Origin of the sequence: Mycobacterium sp. ITM-2016-00318 (genome assembly GCF_002968285.2) — a bacterium.
Taxonomy (GTDB): domain Bacteria; phylum Actinomycetota; class Actinomycetes; order Mycobacteriales; family Mycobacteriaceae; genus Mycobacterium.
The window spans coordinates 1,128,507-1,151,702 of record NZ_CP134400.1; the positions used below are offsets into that span (position 1 = coordinate 1,128,507).

At 64.0% G+C, this 23,196-nt stretch carries 20 protein-coding genes and 2 pseudogenes; 16 read left to right on the forward strand and 6 right to left on the reverse strand.

Annotation, left to right across the window (positions count from 1 at the left end; translation table 11 throughout):
- The first annotated feature begins 26 nt into the window (after nucleotides 1-26).
- From C6A82_RS05530 to C6A82_RS05550, 5 genes are read left to right on the forward strand one after another with little or no spacing between them, the layout of a single operon-like run.
- Complete coding sequence (locus tag C6A82_RS05530) at nucleotides 27-2,567, forward strand: FAD-binding oxidoreductase (RefSeq protein ID WP_105348483.1); 2,541 nt, start codon at nucleotides 27-29, stop codon at nucleotides 2,565-2,567.
- Nucleotides 2,568-2,587: 20 nt separating this feature from the next.
- Nucleotides 2,588-3,643 (forward strand): alpha/beta fold hydrolase, encoded by a 1,056-nt coding sequence (locus C6A82_RS05535; RefSeq protein ID WP_105348482.1) that lies wholly within the window; start codon nucleotides 2,588-2,590, stop codon nucleotides 3,641-3,643.
- A gap of 2 nt (nucleotides 3,644-3,645) precedes the next feature.
- Nucleotides 3,646-4,176, forward strand: coding sequence for a flavin reductase family protein (locus C6A82_RS05540; protein WP_105348480.1), 531 nt, complete (start codon nucleotides 3,646-3,648; stop codon nucleotides 4,174-4,176).
- Entirely contained in the window at nucleotides 4,173-5,267 is a 1,095-nt protein-coding gene (locus tag C6A82_RS05545; protein WP_105348479.1) for a 3,4-dihydroxy-2-butanone-4-phosphate synthase, read from the forward strand. The genes C6A82_RS05540 and C6A82_RS05545 overlap by 4 nt, the downstream gene beginning before the upstream one ends.
- Before the next feature lie 46 nt (nucleotides 5,268-5,313).
- Nucleotides 5,314-6,084, forward strand: coding sequence for a glucose 1-dehydrogenase (locus C6A82_RS05550; RefSeq protein ID WP_105348477.1), 771 nt, complete (start codon nucleotides 5,314-5,316; stop codon nucleotides 6,082-6,084).
- On the opposite strand, the gene C6A82_RS05555 is transcribed toward C6A82_RS05550, so the two are convergent.
- Both C6A82_RS05555 and C6A82_RS05560 read right to left on the reverse strand, forming a co-directional pair.
- On the reverse strand, nucleotides 6,025-7,272 hold the full coding sequence (locus C6A82_RS05555) for a TetR/AcrR family transcriptional regulator (RefSeq protein ID WP_105348475.1): 1,248 nt from the start codon (nucleotides 7,270-7,272) through the stop codon (nucleotides 6,025-6,027). The two genes, C6A82_RS05550 and C6A82_RS05555, sit on opposite strands and share 60 nt — an antisense overlap.
- A gap of 59 nt (nucleotides 7,273-7,331) precedes the next feature.
- Nucleotides 7,332-7,778, reverse strand: coding sequence for a limonene-1,2-epoxide hydrolase family protein (locus C6A82_RS05560; protein ID WP_233217137.1), 447 nt, complete (start codon nucleotides 7,776-7,778; stop codon nucleotides 7,332-7,334).
- Between the two features lie 188 nt (nucleotides 7,779-7,966).
- Here C6A82_RS05560 and C6A82_RS05565 point away from each other — a divergent pair.
- Nucleotides 7,967-8,108, forward strand: a pseudogene (locus C6A82_RS05565) (ABC transporter permease); the annotation flags it as partial.
- A 180-nt stretch (nucleotides 8,109-8,288) separates the two neighbouring features.
- On the opposite strand, the gene C6A82_RS05570 reads toward C6A82_RS05565, so the two are convergent.
- Nucleotides 8,289-9,476 (reverse strand): LuxR C-terminal-related transcriptional regulator, encoded by a 1,188-nt coding sequence (locus C6A82_RS05570; RefSeq protein ID WP_233217136.1) that lies wholly within the window; start codon nucleotides 9,474-9,476, stop codon nucleotides 8,289-8,291.
- A gap of 124 nt (nucleotides 9,477-9,600) precedes the next feature.
- Between C6A82_RS05570 and C6A82_RS05575 the strand changes: the two genes are divergently transcribed.
- From C6A82_RS05575 to C6A82_RS05620, 10 genes and pseudogenes are all read left to right on the forward strand, one after another.
- Entirely contained in the window at nucleotides 9,601-10,848 is a 1,248-nt protein-coding gene (locus tag C6A82_RS05575) for a cytochrome P450 (protein WP_105348471.1), read from the forward strand.
- Nucleotides 10,845-11,249 (forward strand): annotated as a pseudogene (locus tag C6A82_RS05580) (nuclear transport factor 2 family protein); the annotation flags it as partial. The gene C6A82_RS05575 and the pseudogene C6A82_RS05580, both read left to right, overlap by 4 nt.
- A gap of 259 nt (nucleotides 11,250-11,508) precedes the next feature.
- Complete coding sequence (locus C6A82_RS05585; protein ID WP_199193942.1) at nucleotides 11,509-12,279, forward strand: ABC transporter permease; 771 nt, start codon at nucleotides 11,509-11,511, stop codon at nucleotides 12,277-12,279.
- Between the two features lie 4 nt (nucleotides 12,280-12,283).
- Nucleotides 12,284-13,147, forward strand: coding sequence for an ABC transporter permease (locus C6A82_RS05590; protein ID WP_233217135.1), 864 nt, complete (start codon nucleotides 12,284-12,286; stop codon nucleotides 13,145-13,147).
- Nucleotide 13,148: 1 nt separating this feature from the next.
- Nucleotides 13,149-14,498: an MCE family protein gene (locus C6A82_RS05595; protein ID WP_105348467.1), complete on the forward strand. Its 1,350-nt coding sequence runs from the start codon at nucleotides 13,149-13,151 to the stop codon at nucleotides 14,496-14,498.
- 31 nt (nucleotides 14,499-14,529) lie between these two features.
- On the forward strand, nucleotides 14,530-15,558 hold the full coding sequence (locus tag C6A82_RS05600) for a virulence factor Mce family protein (RefSeq protein WP_105348508.1): 1,029 nt from the start codon (nucleotides 14,530-14,532) through the stop codon (nucleotides 15,556-15,558).
- Nucleotides 15,555-16,802 carry an MCE family protein gene (locus tag C6A82_RS05605; protein WP_105348506.1) on the forward strand — a complete coding sequence of 416 codons (1,248 nt, stop codon included), beginning with the start codon at nucleotides 15,555-15,557 and terminating at the stop codon, nucleotides 16,800-16,802. Before C6A82_RS05600 ends, C6A82_RS05605 begins: the two co-directional genes overlap by 4 nt.
- Complete coding sequence (locus tag C6A82_RS05610; RefSeq protein ID WP_105348465.1) at nucleotides 16,799-18,100, forward strand: MCE family protein; 1,302 nt, start codon at nucleotides 16,799-16,801, stop codon at nucleotides 18,098-18,100. Before C6A82_RS05605 ends, C6A82_RS05610 begins: the two co-directional genes overlap by 4 nt.
- The gene (locus C6A82_RS05615; RefSeq protein ID WP_105348463.1) at nucleotides 18,100-19,236 is read left to right on the forward strand and encodes a virulence factor Mce family protein; all 1,137 of its coding nucleotides are present in this window, start codon (nucleotides 18,100-18,102) and stop codon (nucleotides 19,234-19,236) included. Before C6A82_RS05610 ends, C6A82_RS05615 begins: the two co-directional genes overlap by 1 nt.
- A complete protein-coding gene (locus C6A82_RS05620; protein WP_105348462.1) occupies nucleotides 19,237-20,691 on the forward strand; it encodes an MCE family protein in 1,455 nt (484 codons plus the stop codon).
- Nucleotides 20,692-20,724: 33 nt separating this feature from the next.
- Here the strand turns inward: C6A82_RS05620 and rfbC are convergent, their stop codons facing one another.
- The 3 genes from rfbC to C6A82_RS05635 are packed head-to-tail and all read right to left on the reverse strand — an operon-like array spanning nucleotide 20,725 to nucleotide 23,191.
- The gene (gene rfbC / locus C6A82_RS05625; RefSeq protein WP_311101701.1) at nucleotides 20,725-21,324 is read right to left on the reverse strand and encodes a dTDP-4-dehydrorhamnose 3,5-epimerase; all 600 of its coding nucleotides are present in this window, start codon (nucleotides 21,322-21,324) and stop codon (nucleotides 20,725-20,727) included.
- 1 nt (nucleotide 21,325) lies between these two features.
- A complete protein-coding gene (rfbB, locus tag C6A82_RS05630; protein WP_105342053.1) occupies nucleotides 21,326-22,312 on the reverse strand; it encodes a dTDP-glucose 4,6-dehydratase in 987 nt (328 codons plus the stop codon).
- Between the two features lie 27 nt (nucleotides 22,313-22,339).
- Nucleotides 22,340-23,191 (reverse strand): LLM class F420-dependent oxidoreductase, encoded by an 852-nt coding sequence (locus tag C6A82_RS05635; protein WP_105342051.1) that lies wholly within the window; start codon nucleotides 23,189-23,191, stop codon nucleotides 22,340-22,342.
- Nucleotides 23,192-23,196: the final 5 nt, after the last annotated feature.

Genomic DNA, 23,196 nt, shown 5'->3' on the forward strand with positions numbered 1-23,196 from the left:
TCGGCGCACCGGAAAGGGACCACGCTGTGGAGACTCGTCAGGTCAGCGTTCGATATTCGGACGGGACACAGAAGGCGATGACGGTGCGGCCAGATCAATCGATCCTGGAGGCTGCGGAGGAACACGGCGTCGCCATCGTCAACGAATGTCAGAGCGGCATCTGCGGGACGTGTGTGGCCACGTGCGCGTTAGGCGACTACGAAATGGGTCGCACCGAAGGTCTGTCCGATGTGGAGCGGGAATCGCGAAAGATTCTGACGTGTCAAACCTTTCCGACGTCGGATTGCCGAATCGAGGTCCAGTATCCGGTCGACGACAACGCGGCACTGTTGGTAACCGGAGGCGGAGTGGTTACTGGGGTGCAGCGGATATCGGCGACGACCGCCATCCTCTCGGTGTCGGCGCAGGATATGCCGACCCTGACGTACAAGGCGGGGCAGTTCGCCCAGGTGCAGGTACCCGGCACCGATTCATGGCGGAACTACTCCTACGCGCATCCCGCCGACGGCCGCAATGAACTCGAATTCATCGTGCGCCTGCTGCCGGATGGTGTGATGTCGGATTACCTGCGCAATCGCGCAAAACCCGGCGATCGCATCGCGTTGCGGTGTAGCAAGGGCAACTTCTTCCTGCGTCCGATCGTGCGTCCGGTGATCCTGATGGCAGGCGGCACCGGATTGTCGGCGATTCTTGCAATGGCCGAGAGCCTGAGCCCTGACATCGCGCAACCGGTCCGCCTGCTCTACGGAGTCACCACGGCCGCCGACCTTTGCAAGCTCGACGAGCTGGAGGCGGTAAAGCGATGGGTGCCTGGTCTGGACGTGCAGGTCATCGTCGCGCGCCCGGATGCGAGCTGGGACGGAAAGGTGGGAGTCGTCACCGACCTGCTCGATGAAGGAATGCTCTCGGCTGGTGATGCCGATGTCTACCTGTGCGGTCCGGCGGCCATGGTCGAAGCCACGCGAACCTGGTTGGACAACAACGATTTCCACCGTGTCGGTTTGTACTACGAGAAGTTCGTCCCAAGTGGGGCTGCGCGCAGGCGAACACCGCAGCGGGTGGACTATGCCGACCTCGACATGGCCGATATCCGCAGGCGTGGCCGCGGGACCGCGGTGGTGATCGGAGGCAGCATCGCGGGTATCGCGGCGGCCAAGGTACTCCTCGAGACGTTCGACCGGGTCGTCGTGCTGGAGAAGGACGGACCCCACCGCCGTCGGGAAGGCAGACCCGGCGCTGCACAGGGTTGGCACCTCCACCATCTGCTCACCGCTGGACAGATCGAATTAGAACGTATCTTTCCCGGGATCGTCGACGACATGGTTCGCGAGGGCGCGTTCAAGGTCGACATGGCAGCGCAATACCGGATCCGCCTTGGTGGTACGTGGAAGAAGCCAGGTACCAGTGACATACAGATCGTCTGCGCTGGACGTCCGCTGCTCGAATGGTGTGTCCGCCGACGCCTCGACGGCGAACAACGGATCAGCTTCCGCTACGAGTCGGAGGTGGCCGATCTGGTCTTCGAGCGCGGCGGCGAAACCGCCGTCGGCGTGGCCGTAGCACGTGATGGCGACGGGATCGAAGTGGTACCGGCCGAATTCGTCGTCGACGCCTCGGGAAAGAACACCCCGGTACCGCAAATCCTGGACCGCATCGGCATCGGAGCGCCCGAGGTCGAGCAGGACATCATCAATTGCTTCTATTCCACAATGCATCACCATGTTCCGCCCGAGCGACAGTGGCAGGACAAAGTGATGGTGATCTGCTACGCGTATCGGCCATACGAGGACACCTACGCCGCGCAGTACTACACCGACAATTCACGGACAATCCTGTCCACCTCGCTGGTCGCCTACAACTGTTATTCGCCCCCTCGCACTGCGCGGGAGTTCCGGGAATTCGCCGACCGCATGCCGTCCCCCGTTGTCGGCGAGAACATCGACGGCCTTGAGCCTGCGTCGCCGATCTACAACTTCCGCTACCCCAACATGCTCCGGCTGCGTTACGAGAAGAAGCGCAATCTTCCCCGGGCACTTCTGGCGGTGGGAGACGCATACACCAGCGCCGATCCCGTTTCCGGGCTGGGTATGACACTGGCACTGAAGGAAGTGCGCGAGATGCAGTTGCTGCTCGCGAAATACGGCGCGGGACAACCAGACTTGCCACGCCGTTACTACCGGTCAATCAGCAAGATGGCGGACACGGCCTGGTTCGTGATTCGCGAGCAGAACCTGCGCTTCGGGTGGATCAAGGATGTGGACAAGAAGCGTCCGTTCTATTTCCGCGCCCTGACCTGGTACATGGATCGCGTCATCGAACTCGTCCACGACGACCTCGACACCTATCGCGACTTCCTGGCGGTCGTTCATCTCGTCAAACCGCCGTCAGCGCTGATGAGGCCGAGCGTGGTCGCGCGCGTGCTCGGCAAGTGGGCGCGAACAACACTGTCCGGACAGAAGACACTCATTGCGAAGAACTACGAGAACCGCACCGTGCCGTCGAGGGAAATCCCTGACCGACTCGAGGAGATCGTCGACGACGAGGTGACGGCGAGCCGCATAGCCTGAGACTGGAAGGAATCAACCAGATGTCGCAGATTCACCGCATGCTCCACTGCCGTGGTACCAGGATCCACGCGGTGGAGGAGGGCGAGGGGCCTCTTGTCGTTCTGTTGCATGGCTTCCCGGAATCCTGGTATTCGTGGCGACACCAGCTGCCCGTGCTCGCCGCAGCGGGCTACCGCGCCGTGGCGATCGACCAGCGTGGATACGGACGCTCGTCGAAGTATCGTGTCCAGTCGGCCTATCGCATCAAAGAACTGATCGGAGATGTCCTCGGTGTGATCGACGCCTACGGCGAGGACAAGGCTATCGTCGTCGGTCACGATTGGGGCGCGCCCGTCGCCTGGACATTCGCCTGGTTGCATCCGGAGCGATGTGCGGGCGTTGCGGGTATCAGTGTTCCGTTCGCCGGTCGTGGCGTGATAGGCCTGCCGGGCAGCCCGTTCGGCGAGCGACGTCCGAACGACTACCACCGCGAGCTCGCCGGCGACGACAAGGTCTGGTACCAGGACTACTTCTCCGCCCAGGACGGCATCATCGCCGAGATCGAGGAGGACGTGCGCGGCTGGTTGCTCGGCCTGACGTACACGGTGTCCGGGGAGGGGATGATCGCGGCCACCCAGGCCGCCGTCGCCGCCGGAGTCGACCTGGAGTCGATGGATCCGATCGACGTGATCCGGGCGGGCCCATTGTGCATGCCCGTCGGGGCACGGTTGAAGGACGCCTTCATCTATCCCGAGCGCGCGCCCGACTGGTTCACCGATGCCGATGTCGACTTCTACACAGCGGAATTCGAGCGCTCCGGATTCGGTGGGCCGCTGAGCTTCTATCACAATCTCGACAACGACTGGCATGACCTGGCCGATCAAGAGGGTAAGCCGCTGACACCGCCCGCCGTGTTCATCGGGGGCCAGTACGACGTCGGCACCGCGTGGGGTGTCGAGGCGATCGAGCGCGCACACGAGGTGATGCCGAACTACTGCGGTACGCACATGATCGCCGATGTCGGACACTGGATTCAGCAGGAAGAGCCCAAGGAGACCAACCGGTTGCTCCTCGACTTCCTTCGCGGACTTCAGTAGAGATGCGGGCTGACATGGTGCAGATGGCTTCCCCTCGGGTCGACGAGGACGAGCTGCGACGGGTGTTCGGCTGCTTCCCGTCCGGCGTGATCGCCGTCTGCGCCGTCGTCGACGGCGAACCGGTCGGGATGGCGGCGAGTTCGTTCACCCCCGTTTCGGTGCTTCCGGCACTGGTCTCCATCTGCGTCCAGAACACCTCTACCACTTGGCCGCGACTGCGGGGGCGGCCGAGGCTGGGCGTCAGCGTGCTTGCCGACTGTCACGATGACGCATGTCTTGGCCTTTCGCGCAAGACGGGTAACCGGTTCGCCGGGGTGTCGTGGACGGAACAGCAAGGCGGGGCAGTGTTGGTCGACGACGCCAGCGCTTGGTTTGACTGCACACTGCACTCAGAGGTGAGCGCGGGCGACCACACCATCGTTCTGCTCGAAATCTGCCGCCTGGGTGGTGATCCCGACACCCCACCGCTGGTTTTCCACGGCAGTCGGTTCCGTCGACTCGCCGGCGTATGCGTGCCAGGAGAGCGTCGATGAGAACAACCGACATCCGTGTACGACGGGCGATTGCGGCGGTGACGGCGGGGCGTCCCGTTGTGGTCACCGACGACACCTCGGACGACAACGACGGACATCTAGTTTTCGCGGCTGAAGCCGCAACGCCGAAGCTGCTCGCGTTCACCGTTCGGCACACCTCGGGATATGTGCGTGTCGCGTTGCCCGGCAGCGAATGCGAACGCTTGAACCTCCCGCCAGTGAGTCACGCGCGCGCGGACTACCGCGTCTCGGTCGACTGGCGTGGGGTGGGGACGGGTATCTCGGCAACCGATCGCGCGTTGACCATCGCGCGACTTGTGGCACCGGGGTCTGAAGCCTCGCACTTCCGGCGGCCGGGTCACGTCGTGCCGCAACAGGCTGCCGACCAGGGCGTGCTGGAGCGCTCGGGAGTCGCCGAGGCGGCCGTCGACCTTGCCCGCCTCGGTGGGCGGCGGGCGGCAGCCGGACTCTGCGAGATCGTCTCCCGAAAGAATCGTTCGGCAATGGCGCATGGAGCGGAGTTGCTTGATTTCGCCGATGAATACGGATTGCAGGTCGTGACCATCGCAGAACTCGCGGCCTATCGGCGGCGCACCGAGCCGCAGGTCATCCGGGTGGCGGAGACCGTCATGCCGATCAGGGGCGGGAACGCACGTGTCATCGGATACCGCGGGCTGACCGACAACGCCGAGCATCTGGCGGTGATCGTCGGCGCCGCAGGCGCGGATATGCCGGTGTTACTGCACGTACACCTCGAGTGCCTCACCGGCGACGTGTTCGGTGGACTGGCGTGTCGGTGCGGCAGGGAACTCGACAGTGCGCTTGCGCTGATGGCGGCACAAGGTGGCGGCGTGATCGTCTACCTGCGTCCCAGCGGGCCGCTGCGCGGCTGCGGCCTGGAGACTGGCGCGCAGAGCGCGAGTCCCGATCACGGGCCGGAAACCGTCGCATGGATCCTGCGTGACCTCGGGGTGAGCCCGGTCAGCCTCTCCGACGACACCTCGGACCTCGGTCTGGTGATGTTCGGCGCGATACTCGACCCGAACTGGCGCATGGAGCAGCGAGAGACGGCATTCGCATCTGCGGTGTAAGGCGTTGTGGCGCAAACCATTCACAAAGACGAAGGGGAGGCGGCTCGTGACGCACCCAGACCTGGACGGTAAGGCTGCCATCGTTACAGGCGCCGGGGCGGGCATCGGCCTTGCGATTGCACAGCGATTGGCCGCCGAGGGCGCCAAGGTGCTCTGCGCGGACATTGACGGCGCGGCCGCCGACGCTGCTGCGGCAGCGATCGGTGCCGGCGCTGTCAGTCACCGGGCGGACGTCAGCGACGAAGGACAGGTGATCGCCATGGTCGACGCTTGCGTTGGTGCCTTCGGCGGTGTCGACAAGCTCGTCGCGAATGCGGGCGTCGTGCACTTCGCGTCCATCACCGAGACGACCGTAGAAGACTTCGACCGGGTGGTCGCGATCAACCTGCGCGGTGCGTGGCTGTGCACCAAGCATGTGGCGCCGAAGATGGTCGAGCGCGGCGGCGGGGCCATCGTCAACATGTCCTCACTTGCGGGTCATGTGGCGGCGGCGGGCACGGTCGCCTACGGGACGTCGAAGGCGGGGATCATCCACCTGAGCCGTGTCACCGCCGCCGAATTCCGTTCCGCCAACATTCGTTGCAACGCACTACTGCCCGCGTTCGTCGAGACACCGATGCAGCAGGCCGCGATCACGATGTTCGACGGTGTACTGGGCGAGGGAGGCGGCCGCACGATGGTCGACCGACTTCAGGGTCGGATGGCGGATCCTGCCGAGATGGCGGCCGTTGCGGCTTTCCTGCTGTCGGACGACGCCTCAATGGTGACCGGCACCACGCAGTTCGCCGACGGCGGGACCGTCTGTGCGCTGTGGTGAACGGCTCATGAGTATCGACAGCGCGATGGCGGTCATCTCATCGCCGACCCCGGCGTGTCGGGTGAGATGCCATGTCCGCGCGACATCTTCGATGAAGCTGAGCGCCGCGGCCACAAGCAGCCTCGCCTCGGCAACCGTGGTGGCCGGTACCAGCCTGCGGACGAGGTCTGTCCACTCGGCTTCGCGGTCGGCCTCGTTTCTCAGATAGCCGTCACGGACCTCGCTGGACGCGTGCGAAAGTTCGGTTATCGACACGGCGACGAGGTCCGGATCGTCAATGCTCAGGGCGACGTGCCCTCCGACGAGCCTGCCGAGTCGCTCTTTTTCGGTGCCGTTGGCTCGTAGCGCGCGTACGCATTCAAGGCTTCGCCATTCGTCGAGCCGACGGACAAGGGCGTCGAGAATGGCCTGTTTGGACGAGAACGAGCGGTAAAGACCGGGGCCTGCGATTCCGGCGCCCTTGCCGATCTCGCTGGTGCTGACCGCAGGGTAACCTTGCGCGCGGAAAAGGCGTGCGCCACTGGCGAGCAGCGTCTCGTGTCGGGAGAACAACGCCGCTTCTCGGTTCAGTGTTGTGTCAACGGGTTCCAGGGAACGGAGGGCCGGAGTTCGTGCCGCTGCCATGCAAGCCCGGTACAGCAGGTCGGTGAGCTCGTCGCCCGGCAGCGTCATGTTGTGTCGCCCCAGGCTGGTGAGGGTGCTGGAAACCGCCCATGCCCGCAGCTCCGATTGCCGAGGGTCCAAGCCGGGTATCTCGAGCCGCACGGATTCGTCCATACCGGCGACGATCGCGTTGATCCTGCGCCGCACCTGCCCGCGGTCGACGTCGTTGAGGTAGCGTGCCTCCCGCTGCCACAGCACGGTCAGTGCCCGCGTCACCACGGCTGCAGCGATCAGATTAGGCAGCTCGTCACGAAGCGGCGGCACCGCAGAACCGGCCACGTTATCGCCGGGGCCACGGGCGTTCTGGTACTCGTCCTGTGCGGTGAGGATGGCCGCGGCCAGTAGTGCCTGCTTGTTCTCGTAGTGGCGATACAGGGCTCTCGCGGTGACCCCCGCCGCCTCCGCGATCTCCTCCAGTTTCACCGAATGGAAGCCACGTTCGATGAAGAGGCGAACGGCCTGCTCGAGAATCTGCTTCTTGCGATCCTTCGGTCTACGCTTGACCGCGGGTATGACGGGTTGCATCCTTTTAGGCCCCCTTCCCGATCATCGGCACGACACAGATCTTGCCAAACCCACGCGTCTCACAGCCTGAAGCCACTCTGCCGCTCGAAGTCGGCAAGGTCGAAATAGTCGCTGAACCGGGTGATCTCGCCCTTCTTCACCACGAACACTCCAGACACCGGTAGAACGACCTTGCGACCGTCTTTCATGGTGAAGTAGTCGACGCGCTCGGCAAGTACCAGGCCGGGCTCGGCGGCCAAGGTCACGATATCGAGTTCGGCTTGCTCGAATGCACCCAGGAAAGCCTCGAAGATCGCGCGGATACCGGCGATGCCCTCAATCGGCTTCACCGGCACATTGTGATAGACCGCGTCGTCGGCGAATGCGCTGCAGATTGTGTCGATGTCGCCTTCGACCCAGGCCCCGAGAAAGTCGCGCACCAGCTTCTCGCTGGCTTCCTTGGTGTCGGTCACGGTTAAGCCTCCTTTGACATTCCGCGTCTTTGCAATGCCTCGCGCGATCCGCAAGACTTGGTATCAACAAGATACATCATCTGGAAAAAATAGCCTCTTGCATTGCAATTTATCTGCTCTTGGTTGCACAAACTGCGTATCGGCGATAGACATACGCCGCGGCACTGAAACGTGGCGACATCGTGGTGACCGCTGCGCAGGTCACCTCCAAGCCCGTGCGTGCGATCGCCGGGTTCTTCGCGATGGCGCTGGACACGTTGGTCCTGATGGTCAAGCCACCGTTCGCGTGGCGCGAATACATCATTCAGACCTGGTTTGTGGCAAGGGGTATCTGTGCTGCCCGCGCTGATGTTGACGATGCCCTACTCGGTGTTGCCGGTTTTCAGGAACCGGGTTACTGCGACTGATCGCTCAGATGGGCCTTGGCACAGAAGCATTGGCGGTCGTGGGGGGGACGGTGGCGATCGTCCTGTGCGGTGAGGATCGCTGCGGCCACGCCTCCGCGATCTCCTCCAGTTCACCGAATGGAAGCCACGTTCGATGAAGAGGCGAACGGCCTCTGGCTCAGCCGGCCCCGGGCGTGGCGGCGAGCCGAACGTAGGCCGACGCCGCCTCTGCACGATTCGTCGCATGCAGCTTCCGGAGCACTCGCTTGACGTGAGACTTGACCGTGCCTGCCGAGATCACGAGTTCGTCGGCGATCTGCTGATTCGTGCGGCCGGCTGCCATCAACCGGAGAACCTCGATCTCACGACGGGTCAACATTGCCATGACTCGTGTCTGTACTTCGGCCAATGACCGTGCGGCAGGGCTACGTTCGACCGGCTCGATCTTGCGCAGGTTTAGATCCGCGTCCTGCAGCGCACGGGCGGCTGCGTCGGCAGAGGCCAATGCGCGACGGACCTCCGCATGTTGGCGGCGCATCCGTTCCTGCAGGACTGTGCGCTCGTAGGCATATCCGAAACCCTCGGCGAACGCCCACACCGTATCGCGGTCGATGTCGTCGACCTTACGGCCGGAATACAGCCGGTCGGCGTGCAGAAATCCGATGACCTTGCCAGTCGGCATCACCGGCGCCGCCACGTAGGAGTGGGTCATCGAGAAGTCGACGATTGGGCGGTTGACGCGGGCATCGTTGCGGGCGTCGCGCACGATCGCAGGCGCACGGCGCCGGATCATCTCCGTTTCGAGCAGCATGTGATCCAGCGGCGGCGCAACGGATTGCGCGAAGTGAACCATCTTCTCCGCGCCGTCGCGGTCCTCACCGAAATAGGCAGACTCCATGACCATTCGGCCTTCGTGCACGCGAAAGAGAACGGCGCGATCGAATCCGCATGACTGCACGAGTTCGCGCGGCGCCCGATCCACGATCATCGCGACGTCGTCGACTGCCCGCAATTTGCTCAGGCCCTCCTGCACCTGCAGCAGTGCGAAGGTGCGCCGCCTCGCGCCGTCCTCGATCAGCTCGCGCTCAAGCGATGACAGGTCCAGCATCGACTCGAGTGCATTGAGCGCGTCCTCGTTGCCTAGCGTTTCCAACGCGTTGCGCACGACGGTGATCTTGGCGTCGACCGCGTCGGCCACCACCGCCATCGGGTCGTCACTGGGAACGGCGCCAGAATCTGCGAATGCCTCTCGGTAGCGCCGGTGGGCGTCGGTCTCCCGGGCAGGACGCGACGCCCAACCCGGATGGTTGTCATCGGCCAATGCGCTTGACGACGGGGTGGCTGAGCCTTCGCTGAGTACTGTCACGATCCCACTGTTCTCCGGACGGTGCCGGGCGGGGTCGGGAATAGCAAATTCCCCTCATACGGGGGCGGGAGTGCCCCCTATCGGGGGATCGATTTGCTGCGCTGGTTGGCACAGGCTGGTCAACATGTCATCGACCATCACGTCGGCCCTCGATCAGTTGACGACTCCGCAGGGCATCGTCGACCCGTACCCGCACTACGACCAGCTTCGCGACCTTTCACCCGTTGCGGGATATCGGGACTGGCCGCCTGGCACTGTTCCGGGAGCCGACGAGCCCGTCACCGCGTGGGCCTTTTTCCGTTATGACCAGGTCTTCGCGGCCGCCCGTGACAGCGCGACGTTTTCGTCTCGGGATCCGCTCCAGGAGGCCTCGTCAGCACCCAGCCTGATGCTGGTCAACACCGATCCGCCCAAGCACGAAGTTGAGCGAAAGCTCGTCAACCAGGCGTTTTCCCCGCGTCGGGTCAAGCGGCTGCAGGGGTGGCTGAACGAGTTGATTCCGCGCCTGCTCGACGACCTCGGCGAGGGCGACGTGGAGGTCATGGGGTTCGCCGCCGAGATCCCCACGAGGGCCATGGTGCGCTTGTTGGGCCTGCCCGACGGCGACCACGTCCGATTCCGGCGGTGGGCCAACGCTTTCATGCTGTCCTCGTCGTTGACGCCAGAAGAGCGCATCGCGAGCAACGAGGAGATGGTGGCGACATTCGCGACGAGGCTCGCGGAGCACACCGCGCGGTTGGCCGAGCGCTCGTCGCGCTTTCCACCCGATCACGACGTCGACGACGCCGATGATCTCATCTCGGCATTGTTGCGGGCCGAAGTGGACGGGCAGCGGCTCACGCCGGAGGAGATCGTCCGGTTCTGTGTCACGCTGGTGGTCGCGGGAAGCGAGACGACGACATTTCTGATCGGCAATCTGCTCCACGCGATGGCGCGGGAAACCGATATCGCGGAGCGGGTTCGCGCAGACCGCACCCAGCTGAATGCTTTTGTCGAGGAGTCGCTTCGAATCGACGGGCCACCGCAACGCCTGTTTCGCATTGCCACCCGAGATGCCGAGGTCGGGGGAAAGGTGATCCGACAGGGCGATTGGGTGGCGTTGTTCTTCGGCTCGGCGAATCGGGACCCCGCGGTGTTCGAGGATCCGGGCCGGTTCGACATCGACCGGTCCAACCTTCGGCAACAGCTTTCGCTCGGTCATGGCCTGCACTTCTGTCTAGGCGCATCGCTTGCCCGCTTGGAGGTGATCGCCATGCTCAACGCGATACTCGATCGCTACCAGACGATCGCACTGACGGATGATCCCGGCACCAAGCAGACCGCCAGCCTGCTCACCCATGCGTACGTCCGCCTGCCGCTGCAGCTGTCATGACCGCCACGAACGAGTCGTGCAATATCGCGGCCACAAAGGCGATCTACGCGGCGGTACCCGCAGGCGATCTGCAGACCGCGCTCAGCCACCTCGATTCCGACGTGCGGATCACCTATTACGGGACCGATGAGATTCCTTACGCGGGCGACTACCGCGGCATCGAGCAGGCCACGACGTTCTTCGCCAAGGTCGCGCAAACGATCGAGATCGTCGAGATGGAACCGTGGAAGTTCATTGCGGAGGGAAATGATCTGGCGACCTGGGGCCGGCAGCGGTTCCGCCGACTTGCCACCGGACACGAATGGGAGTCGGAGTTCGCGCACATCATCACCTTGCGTAACGGCCGCTGGGTTCACTTTCGCGACTTCATGAATTCCGCCCTTACGCTGCAGGCATTCACCGATGGGCGGGACCGCACACGCGATGGCGGAATTTCCGTATATGGGGGTACTGCAGAGATACATCATGCAGAATAAACAGCCGTTGTAATCGAAGTTTAGAGGCTAGAAGGCGGCTCAGAGCCGTATCATCTATAGACATTTAGGCTGCGAGCCGGGTAGCCTCGCGAGTGCCACTCGTCCACATTCGACCTGTCCGGAGGGCCAGCGTGAGCAACTCCACCCGGCGACAGAACATCGACCTCAAGTGGCTCGCGGCGCAATGGTGACCGCTGCGCAGGTCGCCTCCAAGCCCGTACGCGCGATCGGCGGGTTCTTCGCGATGGCACTGGACACGTTCGTGATGATGACCAAGCCACCGTTCGCGTGGCGCGAATACATCATTCAGACCTGGTTTGTGGCAAGGGTTTCCGTGCTGCCCGCCCTGATGTTGACGATGCCCTACTCGGTGCTGCTGGTTTTCACGTTCAACATCCTGCTCAATGAGTTCGGCGCGGCGGATTTCTCCGGAACCGGCGCCGCGATCGGCACCGTCAATCAGATCGGGCCGATAGTCACGGTGCTCGTCGTTTCGGGCGCAGGGGCGACCTCGATGTGTGCTGATCTGGGTGCGCGAACGATCCGCGACGAACTCGACGCCCTGCGGGTGATGGGCATCAATCCCATCCAGGCACTGGTCGTTCCGCGTGTGCTTGCCGCTACCACGGTGGCGCTGGCGCTTTCCGCATCGGTCATCATCGTCGGCCTCGCGGGTGCGTTCTTCTTCTGTGTCTTCATCCAGAATGTCTCAGCGGGCGCGTTCATCTCGGGCTTGACCTTGCTCACCGGCGCGGGTGACGTCGCCGTATCGTTGACCAAGGCAGCACTTTTCGGCTTGGCTGCGGGCCTGATCGCCTGCTACAAGGGTATATCTGTCGACGGCGGTCCTGCCGGGGTCGGAAACGCGGTCAACGAGACGGTCGTCTTCACCTTCATGGTGCTCTTCGCCATCAACGTCATTGTCACCGCCGTCGGCATCCAGTTCACGGTGTAGCGCGATGACCCACGCGAGCACGAGCGAGTCGAGGACGACCCATGGGTGGCTGCGCAAAACCGCAGCCGAGGGCGCCGCTACCTGGAATCGAATCGGCGGTCAGGCCCGCTTCTATGCCAGCACATTGGCCGCCATACCGGATGCGGTCGCTCACTACCGAACCGAGTTACTGCGACTGATCGCTCAGATGGGGCTTGGCACAGGAGCATTGGCGGTGGTGGGGGGGACGGTGGCGATCGTCGGGTTCCTCACCATGACCACGGGTGCGCTGGTGGCGGTGCAGGGTTACAACCAATTGGCGTCCGTCGGATTCGAAGCGCTTACCGGCTTCGCATCGGCCTTCTTCAACGTACGCCTGATCGTCCCCGGTACGACCTCCGTTGCGTTGTCGGCGACCATCGGCGCGGGCGCGACAGCCCAGTTGGGTGCGATGCGGATCAACGAGGAGATCGATGCCCTCGAGGTGATCGGTATCCGCAGCGTCGCCTACCTCGCCGCTACTCGGGTGGTAGCTGGGGTGATCGTGGTGATCCCGCTGTACTGCATCGCCGTGATGATGGCTTTCCTGGCTGCCCGGTACGGCACCACGGCCATCTATGGACAGGGTTCGGGCGTCTACGATCACTACTTCAACACGTTCCTCAGCCCGGCCGACCTGATCTGGTCCTTCTTCCAATGCCTCGCGATGACTGTCGTCATCATGCTGGTGCACACCTACTACGGCTTCACCGCCTCCGGCGGCCCCGCAGGCGTGGGCGAAGCGGTTGGCCGTGCGGTGCGTACCTCGATGGTCGTCGCCGCAGTGGAAATAGTGATGATTTCACTGGCCGTGTACGGCCAGACCGGCAATTTCAACTTGGCAGGTTAGCGTGCGGCCAAGGCCGGGCGAAGCTCGCCTCAAGAATGCGTGGTGGACCGCCATCCTGTTGGCGGCGGTCGTGGTGTTCCTGTTCGTCACTACCACATCCTTCGCCGGCACGTTCCGCTCTTATGTGCCAGTGACATTGACCTCCGACCGGACCGGGCTGGTGATGGAGACGGGCGCGAAGGTCAAGATGCGCGGCGTCGAGGTGGGTCGGGTCAAGACTGTCGGCGGCTTGGAGGGCCACGCCAGAATCGAATTGGCAATCGATCCCGACCAGATTCAGTTCATCCCGGCCAACGTGCAGGCACAGATCCAAGCCACCACCGCGTTCGGCGCGAAATTCGTCGATCTTGTGGTGCCCGCCGACCCGAGCACGGTGCGACTTGTCTCGGGCGCGGTGCTGCACTCGGAGAACGTCAGTACGGAGGTGAACACAATCTTCCAGAACGTGTCCGCCCTGCTGGAGATGATCGACCCGGCCAAGCTGAATTCGGTATTGACCGCTGTCGCCGACGGTGTTCGCGGTCAGGGAGAGCGGATGGGGCGCGCCACCACCGACTTGAATCAGGTGCTGACCGCCCTGAACGCGCGCAGCGACACCATCCGAGAGGATTGGCGATCCTTTCAGAGCTTCAACGAAACATACGCCGCCGTCGCGTCGGACATCGTCACCGTGCTGGACAGCGCCAGCACCACGAGCGCAACGGTGGTCAACCACGCATCCGACCTCGATGATTTGCTGCTCAACACGGTTGGGCTGGCCACGTCGGGCACCGAACTGCTTGCTTCCAGCAAGGACAGCCTTATCGGACTCGTCAGTTCTTTGGAGTCGACGACCAGTCTGTTGCTGAAGTACAACCCGGTATATACCTGCTGGTTACAGGGAGCGACCTGGTTCCTCGACAACGGGGGGTTCGACGTCTGGGGCGGGGGCGACGGCCGCTCGATCCAGCTTGATGTCGGCCTGCTGTTGGGAAACGACCCCTACAGCTACCCGGAGAACCTGCCGATCACCGCCGCGAAGGGCGGCCCGGGAGGCACGCCCGGGTGCGGGTCGCTGCCGGACGCCACCAAGAACTTCCCTGTCCGCCAGGTCATTACGAATACCGGTTGGGGGACCGGCGTTGACATCCGGCCGAATCCCGGCATCGGCCACCCCTGCTGGGCCGACTTTCTTCCGGTCACGCGCGCCGATCCCGAGCCGCCAAGCATCAGGCAATGTCTACCGGGTCCCGCGCCGGGACCGATTCCGTACCCCGGAGCACCGCCCTACGGGGCACCGCTCTACGCCCCGGGCGGCACGCCGCTGTTTCCAGGTGTGGCACCCGCCGACCCGCCGGCGCCGAAACCGTGAACGCACCCCGTCGACCGCAGGAGACAGCACCGTGAAAGACGACTTCAAGGGCGCGGCGTGGCGCCTGCTGATCTTCTTGACGGTGTGTGCATTTGGAGCGTTCGCGCTGCTGGCGGTGTTCGCCCAGTTCCGGTTCGGCGAGGGCAAGAGCTACTTCGCCGAATTCACCAACGTCTCTGGCATGAAGCGTGACGACATGGTCAGGATCGCAGGAGTCGAAGTCGGTCAGATCAAGAACGTCTCGTTCAACCCCGACGCGACGGTACGGGTGGAGTTCTCGGCTGACGATTCCGTCCTGTTGACCGAGGGGACCCGGGCCGAAATCCGCTACGACAACGTGATCGGCGGACGCTATCTTGCGTTGCAGGAAGGGGCCGGCGGCCTGGAGGCGCTACGGCCCGGCCACACGATTCCGGTAACGAGGACGCGGCCCGCGCTTGACCTGGACTCCGTCGTCGGCGGTTTCAAGCCGCTGTTTCGAGCGTTGGACCCCGAACAGGTCAATGAATTGAGCGGCCAACTGATTTCGGCTCTGCAGGGACAGGGCTCCACTATCGTGTCGTTTTTGAATCAGGCGGCGGTGGTTACCAACACGTTGGCAGACCGCGACCAACTCATCGGCGAAGTCGTCAACAACCTCAACGTGGTTCTATCCTCGCTCGGCGACCAGTCCGATCGGCTCGACAGCGCAGTGACGTCGTTGTCAGAGCTGGTGCATCGGCTCGCCGAGCGTAAGACAGACCTCTCGAACGCTTTGGCATACACCGACGCCGCGGCCGAATCGATCGCCGATCTGCTGGCCCAGTCGCGCGAGCCATTTGCGAAGGTGGTCCACGAGACCGACCGGACCGCCGCGATCGCCGTTGCCGACCACGACTATCTCGACAATCTGCTCAACACGCTGCCGGAGAAGTACCGAGCGCTCGGACGCCAGGGCATGTATGGCGATTTCTTCAGCTTCTACCTGTGCGACATCGTGCTCAAGCTGAACGGAAAAGGCGGTCAGCCGGTATATGTGAAGGTCGCCGGCCAGGCGTCGGGGCGGTGCGCACCGAAATGAAATCTTTCACCGAGCGCAACCCGATGGTGATCGGTGCCGTCGGCGTCGCTGTGGTCGCCGCCATCGTCGTCGCGGCGCTGCAATACCAGAATCTTCCGCTTGTCGGCCAAGGCAAGACCTACTCCGCCTACTTCGCCGACGCAGGGGGACTTCTCTCCGGAGCCGATGTGGAGGTGTCCGGGTTTCCCGCAGGCAGAGTCTCGCGGATCGAACTCGACGGAGCGCAGGTACTGGTGCACTTCAGGGTCGACAAGAACATCCGAATGGGCGAGGCTACTCACGCCGCCATCAAGACGAAGAGTCTGTTGGGCACCAAGGTGCTTGACGTCGTGCCCCGTGGCGGCGGAACGCTCACCGGACCCATTCCGATGAGCGCCACGTCGTCGCCGTACCAATTGCCTGATGCACTCGGCGATCTCGCGAACACCATCAGCGGACTGGACACTGATCAGCTATCGGCCTCCATGGCGACGCTGTCGGAAGCATTCACCGACACCCCGGCAGAACTGCGCAACGCCGTACAGGGAGTCTCGCGATTCGCCGAGACGCTCAACCGGCGTGACGCTCAGTTGCGCAACCTGCTCGACAATGCCGCAACCGCCACGGGCGTGCTGGCCCAGCGCAGCGATCAGATAGTCCAGCTCGTTGGTGACACCAACGCGGTTCTCGCGGAGCTACAGACGCAAAGCAAAGCCGTGGAGGAGATCTGGACGAACATCTCTGCCGTCTCGCTTCAGCTCAAGGGTTTCATCGATGACAACCGGCAGCAGTTGCGGCCCGCCCTCGAGAAGCTCAACGGCGTGCTGACAATCGTCGACAACCGCAAGGAGCGCTTGCAGACCTCAATCAAACTGCTGAACAAGTATGCGATGTCGCTGGGCGAGTCGTTGTCGTCCGGTCCCTTCTTCAAGGCGTATGTCGCCAACCTGTTGCCGGGCCAGTTCGTGCAGCCGTTCATCGATGCGGCGTTCTCCGATCTCGGCCTCGATCCCAGTGTGCTGCTGCCCTCCGACCGGACCGACCCCCAGACCGGTCAGCCCGGTACTCCGGCGTTGCCGGTGCCGTTTCCCAGGACAGGGCAGGGGGGCGAGCCAGCGCTGAACCTGCCCGAGGCGATTACGGGCAAGCCCGGTGATCCGCGCTACCCCTATCGGGAACCCCTTCCCGCACCACCCCCCGGCGGCCCGCCGCCAGGGCCTCCTGCGGCTGTCGCTCCCGTCGAGAATCCGGTCATGCAGCCATGAACCGCAGGCTGCGCAGAACCCGTCCGTTGGTGGCCCTGATGCTGGTCCTCACGCTCACCGCCGGCCTGTTCGTCGTGTTCCGGCACGCTGACCGTGTCGGAAAAATCTGGCTGACAGCATATTTCGAGAACAGCAACGGGCTGTTCGCGGGCGACGATGTTCGCATTCTCGGAGTGCCGGTCGGCAAAGTGGACAGGATCGAGCCGCAGCCAACGCGGGCCGTTGTCACATTCTGGGTGGACCGCAATTATCCGATTCCGGCAGCAGCCAAGGCGGTGATCCTGTCACCGCAGCTGGTGACCGGTCGGGCGGTCCAGTTGACGCCCGCCTACACAGGCGGACCCGCACTATCCACAGGGGCTGTCATTCCCCTGGATCGCACCGCGGTCCCGGTGGAGTGGGATGACGTCCGGATTCAGTTACAGCGTTTGACGAAGCTGCTCAAGCCGACCGAACCGGGAGGATTGAGCACGCTGGGCGCGCTCGTCAACACCACCGCCGACAACCTGCGCGGGCAGGGCGCCAACATTCGCGATGTCGTGATCAAGCTGTCGCAGACGATTTCAGCGCTGGGTGATCACAGCAGCGACATTTTCACCACGTTCAAGAATCTGTCGACCTTGGTCTCCGCATTGCACGACAGCGCGGGACTTCTCGAGGAGCTCAACCAGAACATGGCCGCGGTGAGCTCGTTGATCGCCGACGACCCGCAGAAGGTCGGCAGTGCGGTTGAGGATCTCAGCGCCGTCATCGGCGACGTCCAGCATTTTGCCGACGACAATCGCGAGGCCGTCGGAACCGCCGCCGACAAACTCGCCGGGATCAGCGGTGCGCTTGTTGGCAGCCTCGACGACCTCGAGCAGACTCTGCACATCGCGCCGACGACGGTCGGCAACTTCTACAACATCTTCGAGCCTGCCAACGGATCGCTCACCGGAGCGTTGGCGGTCAACAATTTCGCCGACCCGATCAGCTTTCTCTGCGGCGCGGTCCAGGCAGCGTCACGCCTGAACGCCGAGCAGTCGTCGAAACTGTGTGTCCAGTATTTAGCGCCGATCGTCAAGAACCGGCAGTACAACTTTCCGCCGATCGCCGAGAACCTGTTCGTCGGTGCGCAGGCCCGTCCCAACGAGGTCACATACAGCGAGGACTGGATGCGTCCCGATTTCGTACCGCCGGCGCCTGAGGCACCGCTGGCGGCCGAAGCGCCGTCCGGCGACCAGGCACCTGGCGTCGGGGCGACCGACCCCACGGCGGGCCTGCCCGGCCTGATGATGCCTGCCGGCGGTGGCGGTTGATGACGCACATGCGCCGCATCGTGAGCGCTGTGATAGCGGTCGCGGTGCTGGCCGGGATATCGGGTTGTGGGGAGTGGCGAGGGTTGAACTCTCTGCCGATGCCGGGCACGCAGGGCGGTGGCGACGGTGCGTTCACGATCCAGGCGCAGTTACCCGACGTCAACAACATCCAGCCCAACTCGCGAGTCCGTGTCGGCGACGTGAACGTCGGCACGTTGACGAAGATCGAGCGCCAGGGATGGCACGCCCTCGTAACGATGCGCCTGAACGACGATGTGGTGCTGCCCGAGAACTCGACCGCGACAATAGGTTTGACCAGCCTGCTGGGCTCGCTGCATATCGAGCTGGCGCCTCCGGCCGACGTTCCGCCGAACGGCACGCTCCACAACGGCTCACTCATACCGTTGTCGCGCGGCGGAGCCTTCCCGAGTACGGAGCAGACCCTGGCGGCGCTCTCGTTGGTCCTCAACGGGGGCGGTCTTGGCCAGGTCCAGGACATCACCGAGGCGTTCTCCACCGCATTCCGTGGCCGCGAGCAGGATCTGCGCAGCATGCTCGAGCAGCTGGACCTCTTCATCCGCAACCTCAACGACCAGACCGGCGACATCATCGCCGCCACCGACAGCCTCAACAAGCTGGTTGGGACGTTCGCCGCGCAGCGACCCGTGCTGGACCGTGCTCTCGAGACGATTCCGGACGCGCTCGCAGTGCTCGCCGGCCAACGGGAGAACCTCGTCGATGCGGCGGATCGGCTCGCCGATTTCAGTGCGCTGACCGTCGATTCGGTCAACCAGACCAAGGAGAACCTCGTCAAGGAACTCAGCGACGTCGGGCCGGTGCTCGAGTCTCTGGCCAATGCCGGACCGAGCATGACCCGAGCACTCAGTCTGATCCCCACCTTCCCCTTCCCGAACGAGACCATCGAAAAATGGCAGCGCGGCGACTATGCCAACCTGACCGCCATCGTCGACCTCACCCTGAGCCGACTGGACGCAGGCATGTTCACAGGGACCCGGTGGGAGGGAAACCTCACCGAGCTCGAGCTGCAGTGGGGACGCACCATCGGTCAGTTCCCCAGCCCCTACACCCGAGGCAACCCGCTGACGGTGCCGTATCGCTGGGACCAGGGGCCTTAAATGCGGCTGACCGGACGTATGCAGATCCAACTCGCGATCTTCACCGTGATCGCGCTAGTGGCGATGGGTGTGATGGCTCTGCACTTCATGAAGTTGCCCGCCATGCTCTTCGGTGTCGGCCGCTACACGGTCACTGTCGAATTGCCTCAGGCCGGCGGCCTCTACGCCGGCGGAAACGTCACGTATCGGGGCACCGAGGTCGGCCGCGTCGATTCGGTACGGCTGAGCAGAACCGCCGTGGAAGCGGTGCTTTCACTGAAATCCGGCATCGACGTGCCATCCGATCTGCGGGCCGAGGTGCACAGTCAGTCGGCGATCGGCGAGCAGTACGTGACGCTGTCCCCGCGTGGCGGCGATGCGCGGCCGCTTCGGGACGGTGACGTCATACCGTTGTCGAACACGTCCGTGCCGCCCGATGTCAATACCCTGCTCGCCGACGCGAACTCCGGACTGCAGGCGATACCCCGGGACAACCTGAAGACGGTCATAGACGAGTCCTATACCGCTGTCGGCGGCCTCGGCCCCGAGCTGTCCCAAATCGTCAGAGGCTCGTCGAACCTCGCGATCGACGCACGCGAGAATCTCGATCCGTTGATCGCGCTTATCGAGCAGTCACAGCCTGTGCTGGATTCGCAGACCCATACTTCGGAAGCCATCCAGGGTTGGGCATCGCACATCTCCACGGTGACGAGACAGCTGCAGACCCACGACCCCGCCGTTGCTCGTGTCATCGAAAGAGGCGGAGCTGCGGCAGATTCGGCTCGGCGATTGGTCGACCGCGTCAAACCCACGCTTCCGGTCGTGCTGGCCAACCTCTTCAGTGTCGGCCAGGTCGCCGTCGCCTACCGCGACAACATCGAACAGTTGTTGGTGCTGTTTCCGCAGGTCGTTTCGGCGGGACAGGCCGGGCTGGTGGCCAACCACGACACCAAGCAGGATTACAAGGGTCAGTATCTGAGCTTCAACCTCAACATCAACCTGCCTCCGCCGTGCAGCACGGGCTTCCTGCCGGCGCAGCAGCAGCGGATGCCGACGTTCGAAGACGCTCCCGACCGGCCCGAGGGTGATCTGTATTGCCGCGTTCCGGCGGATTCACCGTTCAATGTGCGTGGTGCGCGCAACATTCCGTGCGAGACGGTGCCGGGGAAGCGCGCGCCGTCGGTTGAGTTGTGCGAAAGCGACGAACAGTATGTGCCGCTCAACGACGGTTTCAACTGGAAAGGCGACCCGAACGCGACAATGTCCGGCCAGCCGATTCCACAGCTGCCGCCCAGCGCCCCGGCGGATGGCGACCCGCCACCGTCTGCCGCACCGCCGGTGGCCGTCGCCGAGTACGACCCGGCCACCGGCGGTTACCTCGGACCCGACGGGCTGCAGCACACCCAAGATGATCTTGCGCGAGGTGGGGCCGCGGATAAGTCCTGGCAGGAGATGCTGCTGCCACCGGATCGATGAACGCCGTGGCGTGAGGCGGCCGGACGAAACTAGTCAGCGACCGCGCAGTTCCTCGACGAACGCCTTGGCGTCCTCCCACGTCGGCAACAATCCGGCGGCCTTGACCTCTTCGAGCGTCGGCGCCCCGGCATCGCGCTCCGACAGCACGTGATCGGTGCCGGGCCAACGGATGTCGAGCGCCGGATCGGTGGCGCGGATGGTGTGTTCGCGATCCGGGTCGTATCCCGCCGAGCAGAGGTACATGACCGTCGAATCCTCATACAGCGCTTGAAAACCGTGCGCCAGGCCCTCACTGATGTACACCGAGCGACGGCCGCGGTCATCGAGCAGCACCGAGTCCCACTGCCCGAATGTCGGTGAGCCGACGCGGATGTCGACCACTACGTCGAAAACCGCACCGCGCACGCAGGTGACGTACTTGGCCTGGCTCGGCGGCAGCGCAGCGAAGTGTAGACCGCGAAGCACACCGGCCGCCGACACCGAGCAGTTCGCCTGGCGCAGATCCAGCCGATGCCCCGTGATCTCTTGAAACCCCGCGTCGGTGAACCATTCGAAGAACAGGCCGCGGTCGTCGGCGTGCAGCTTCGGGGTGATCTCCCACGCCCCCGGTACGGCCAGCTCGCGCACCTCCACGTCACTGACCCCGCTTTGCGTACGTGTCCTCGACGGCTTCCTTCAGTGGGCCCCACCATGATTCGTTGTCGCGATACCAGGCGATGGTCGCCAGGAGCCCCTCGTCGAAGTCGGTGTGTTCGGGACGCCAGCCGAGCTCGTCCGTCAACTCCGACGGGTCGATCGCATACCGCAGATCGTGGCCGACGCGGTCGACGACGTGGTCGAAGTCGTCGGGATCGCGGCCCATCAACGTGAGGATCGTCCGCATCACCGACAGGTTGTCGCGCTCGCCCTCGGCGCCGATCAGATACGTGCGGCCGATCTGGCCGTCTTGCAGGATCCGCCACACCGCACTGTTGTGATCGTGAACGTGGATCCAGTCGCGCACATTGGCGCCGGCGCCATAGAGCTTGGGCCGCCTGCCTGTCAGCACGTTGGTGATCTGGCGCGGGATGAACTTCTCCACATGCTGGTAGGGCCCATAGTTGTTCGAGCAGTTCGAAATCGTCCCGCGCACGCCGTATGACCGCACCCACGCCCGCACCAGCATGTCGGCGGCCGCCTTGGTCGACGAGTAGGGGCTTGACGGGTTGTACGGCGTCGCGGCCGTGAAGCGGCGCTGTTCGCCGAGTTCGAGGTCTCCGTACACCTCGTCGGTCGAGATGTGGTGCAACCGCACGTCGTGCTTCCGCGCCGCCTCCAATACGGCGTAGGTACCGACGACATTCGAGTGCAGAAACGGTTCGGGGTCGGCGAGCGCGTTGTCGACGTGCGTCTCCGCGGCGAAGTTCACAACGGCGTCGGCCTCGGCGACGAGCTTCGCCACCAGCTCGGAGTCGGCGATGTCGCCCTGCACAAGGCGGATCTCGTCCGACACTGGCGCAAGCGATTCGCGGCTGCCCGCATAGGTGAGCGCGTCGAGGACGGTGACTTCGTGCTCGCCGACCGCGCCGTGCACGAAGTTGGCGCCGATGAAGCCAGCGCCGCCGGTGACCAGCAACCGCATGGATCTACCGTAGCGGTCGCGGCGTCGTCAGCCCTTCAGCCCCAGCGGTCCGGCGAGCTCCTGCAACGTCGGCAGCAAGTTGTCCCAACCGCCGAGCACCTGGATGGCGACGTGGTCTCCGCCGGCCTCGAGATGCTCGTTGAGCCGCCTCGCGACGTCGTCGGGCGTGCCGTAGGCGACCACGGCGTCGATCAGGCGGTCGCTGCCGGGCTTCTCGACGTCCTGATCGGTGAACCCCAGTCGCTTCCAACTGTTGAGGTAATTGCTCAGGTTGAGGTAGAAGTCCACGGTCTGCCTGCCGATTTCACGCGCCTGCGCCTCATCGGTGGTCAGCACCACTTTGTGTTCGGGCGCCAAAAACACGGTGGCACCGACCAATTCACGCGCAGACCCGGTGTGCTCCGGTGTCGTCAGGTAGGGGTGAGCGCCTGCGCTGCGCTGGGCGGCGAGCTTGAGCACCTTCGGCCCGAGGGCCGCCACGACGCGCCTACTCGTCGGCACCTTCGCGGCGTCGAGCACATCGAGATACTCGACGAGAACGTCGTAGGGCTTGCGGTACTCCTCGGTGTGCTCGGGATGGCCGATGCCGATACCGAGCAGGAACCGACCGGGATGGGCCTTCTCGATCCGGTGGTAGGCGTCGGCGACCTCGTCGGCCTGCGCCGTCCACACGTTGATGATGCCGGTGGCCACCTGGAGCGTCTCGGTCTGCTCGAGGATCGGTTCGACGTATTCGAGGTTGCCCGCGGGGGACCCGCCGATCCACAGCGCGCCGTAGCCGAGCTTCTCGATTTCGACCGCCTGCTCGGGTTTGGGCACTCCGAACGTCCACACCCCGTAGCGGCCAAGGTCTGGCTTGAGCGAAACAGCGTCAGTCATGCGGA

Excerpts from the sequence above, each read along its gene's own strand:
- C6A82_RS05535 (WP_105348482.1), top strand. The coding sequence starts at position 2,588 with ATGTCGCAGATTCACCGCATGCTCCACTGCCGTGGTACCAGGATCCAC.
- C6A82_RS05540 (WP_105348480.1), top strand. The coding sequence starts at position 3,646 with ATGCGGGCTGACATGGTGCAGATGGCTTCCCCTCGGGTCGACGAGGAC.
- C6A82_RS05545 (WP_105348479.1), top strand. The coding sequence starts at position 4,173 with ATGAGAACAACCGACATCCGTGTACGACGGGCGATTGCGGCGGTGACG.
- C6A82_RS05555 (WP_105348475.1), bottom strand. The coding sequence starts at position 7,272 with ATGCAACCCGTCATACCCGCGGTCAAGCGTAGACCGAAGGATCGCAAG.
- C6A82_RS05575 (WP_105348471.1), top strand. The coding sequence starts at position 9,601 with ATGTCATCGACCATCACGTCGGCCCTCGATCAGTTGACGACTCCGCAG.
- C6A82_RS05585 (WP_199193942.1), top strand. The coding sequence starts at position 11,509 with ATGGTGACCGCTGCGCAGGTCGCCTCCAAGCCCGTACGCGCGATCGGC.
- C6A82_RS05590 (WP_233217135.1), top strand. The coding sequence starts at position 12,284 with ATGACCCACGCGAGCACGAGCGAGTCGAGGACGACCCATGGGTGGCTG.
- C6A82_RS05605 (WP_105348506.1), top strand. The coding sequence starts at position 15,555 with ATGAAATCTTTCACCGAGCGCAACCCGATGGTGATCGGTGCCGTCGGC.
- C6A82_RS05610 (WP_105348465.1), top strand. The coding sequence starts at position 16,799 with ATGAACCGCAGGCTGCGCAGAACCCGTCCGTTGGTGGCCCTGATGCTG.
- C6A82_RS05615 (WP_105348463.1), top strand. The coding sequence starts at position 18,100 with ATGACGCACATGCGCCGCATCGTGAGCGCTGTGATAGCGGTCGCGGTG.
- C6A82_RS05620 (WP_105348462.1), top strand. The coding sequence starts at position 19,237 with ATGCGGCTGACCGGACGTATGCAGATCCAACTCGCGATCTTCACCGTG.
- rfbB (WP_105342053.1), bottom strand. The coding sequence starts at position 22,312 with ATGCGGTTGCTGGTCACCGGCGGCGCTGGCTTCATCGGCGCCAACTTC.
- C6A82_RS05635 (WP_105342051.1), bottom strand. The coding sequence starts at position 23,191 with ATGACTGACGCTGTTTCGCTCAAGCCAGACCTTGGCCGCTACGGGGTG.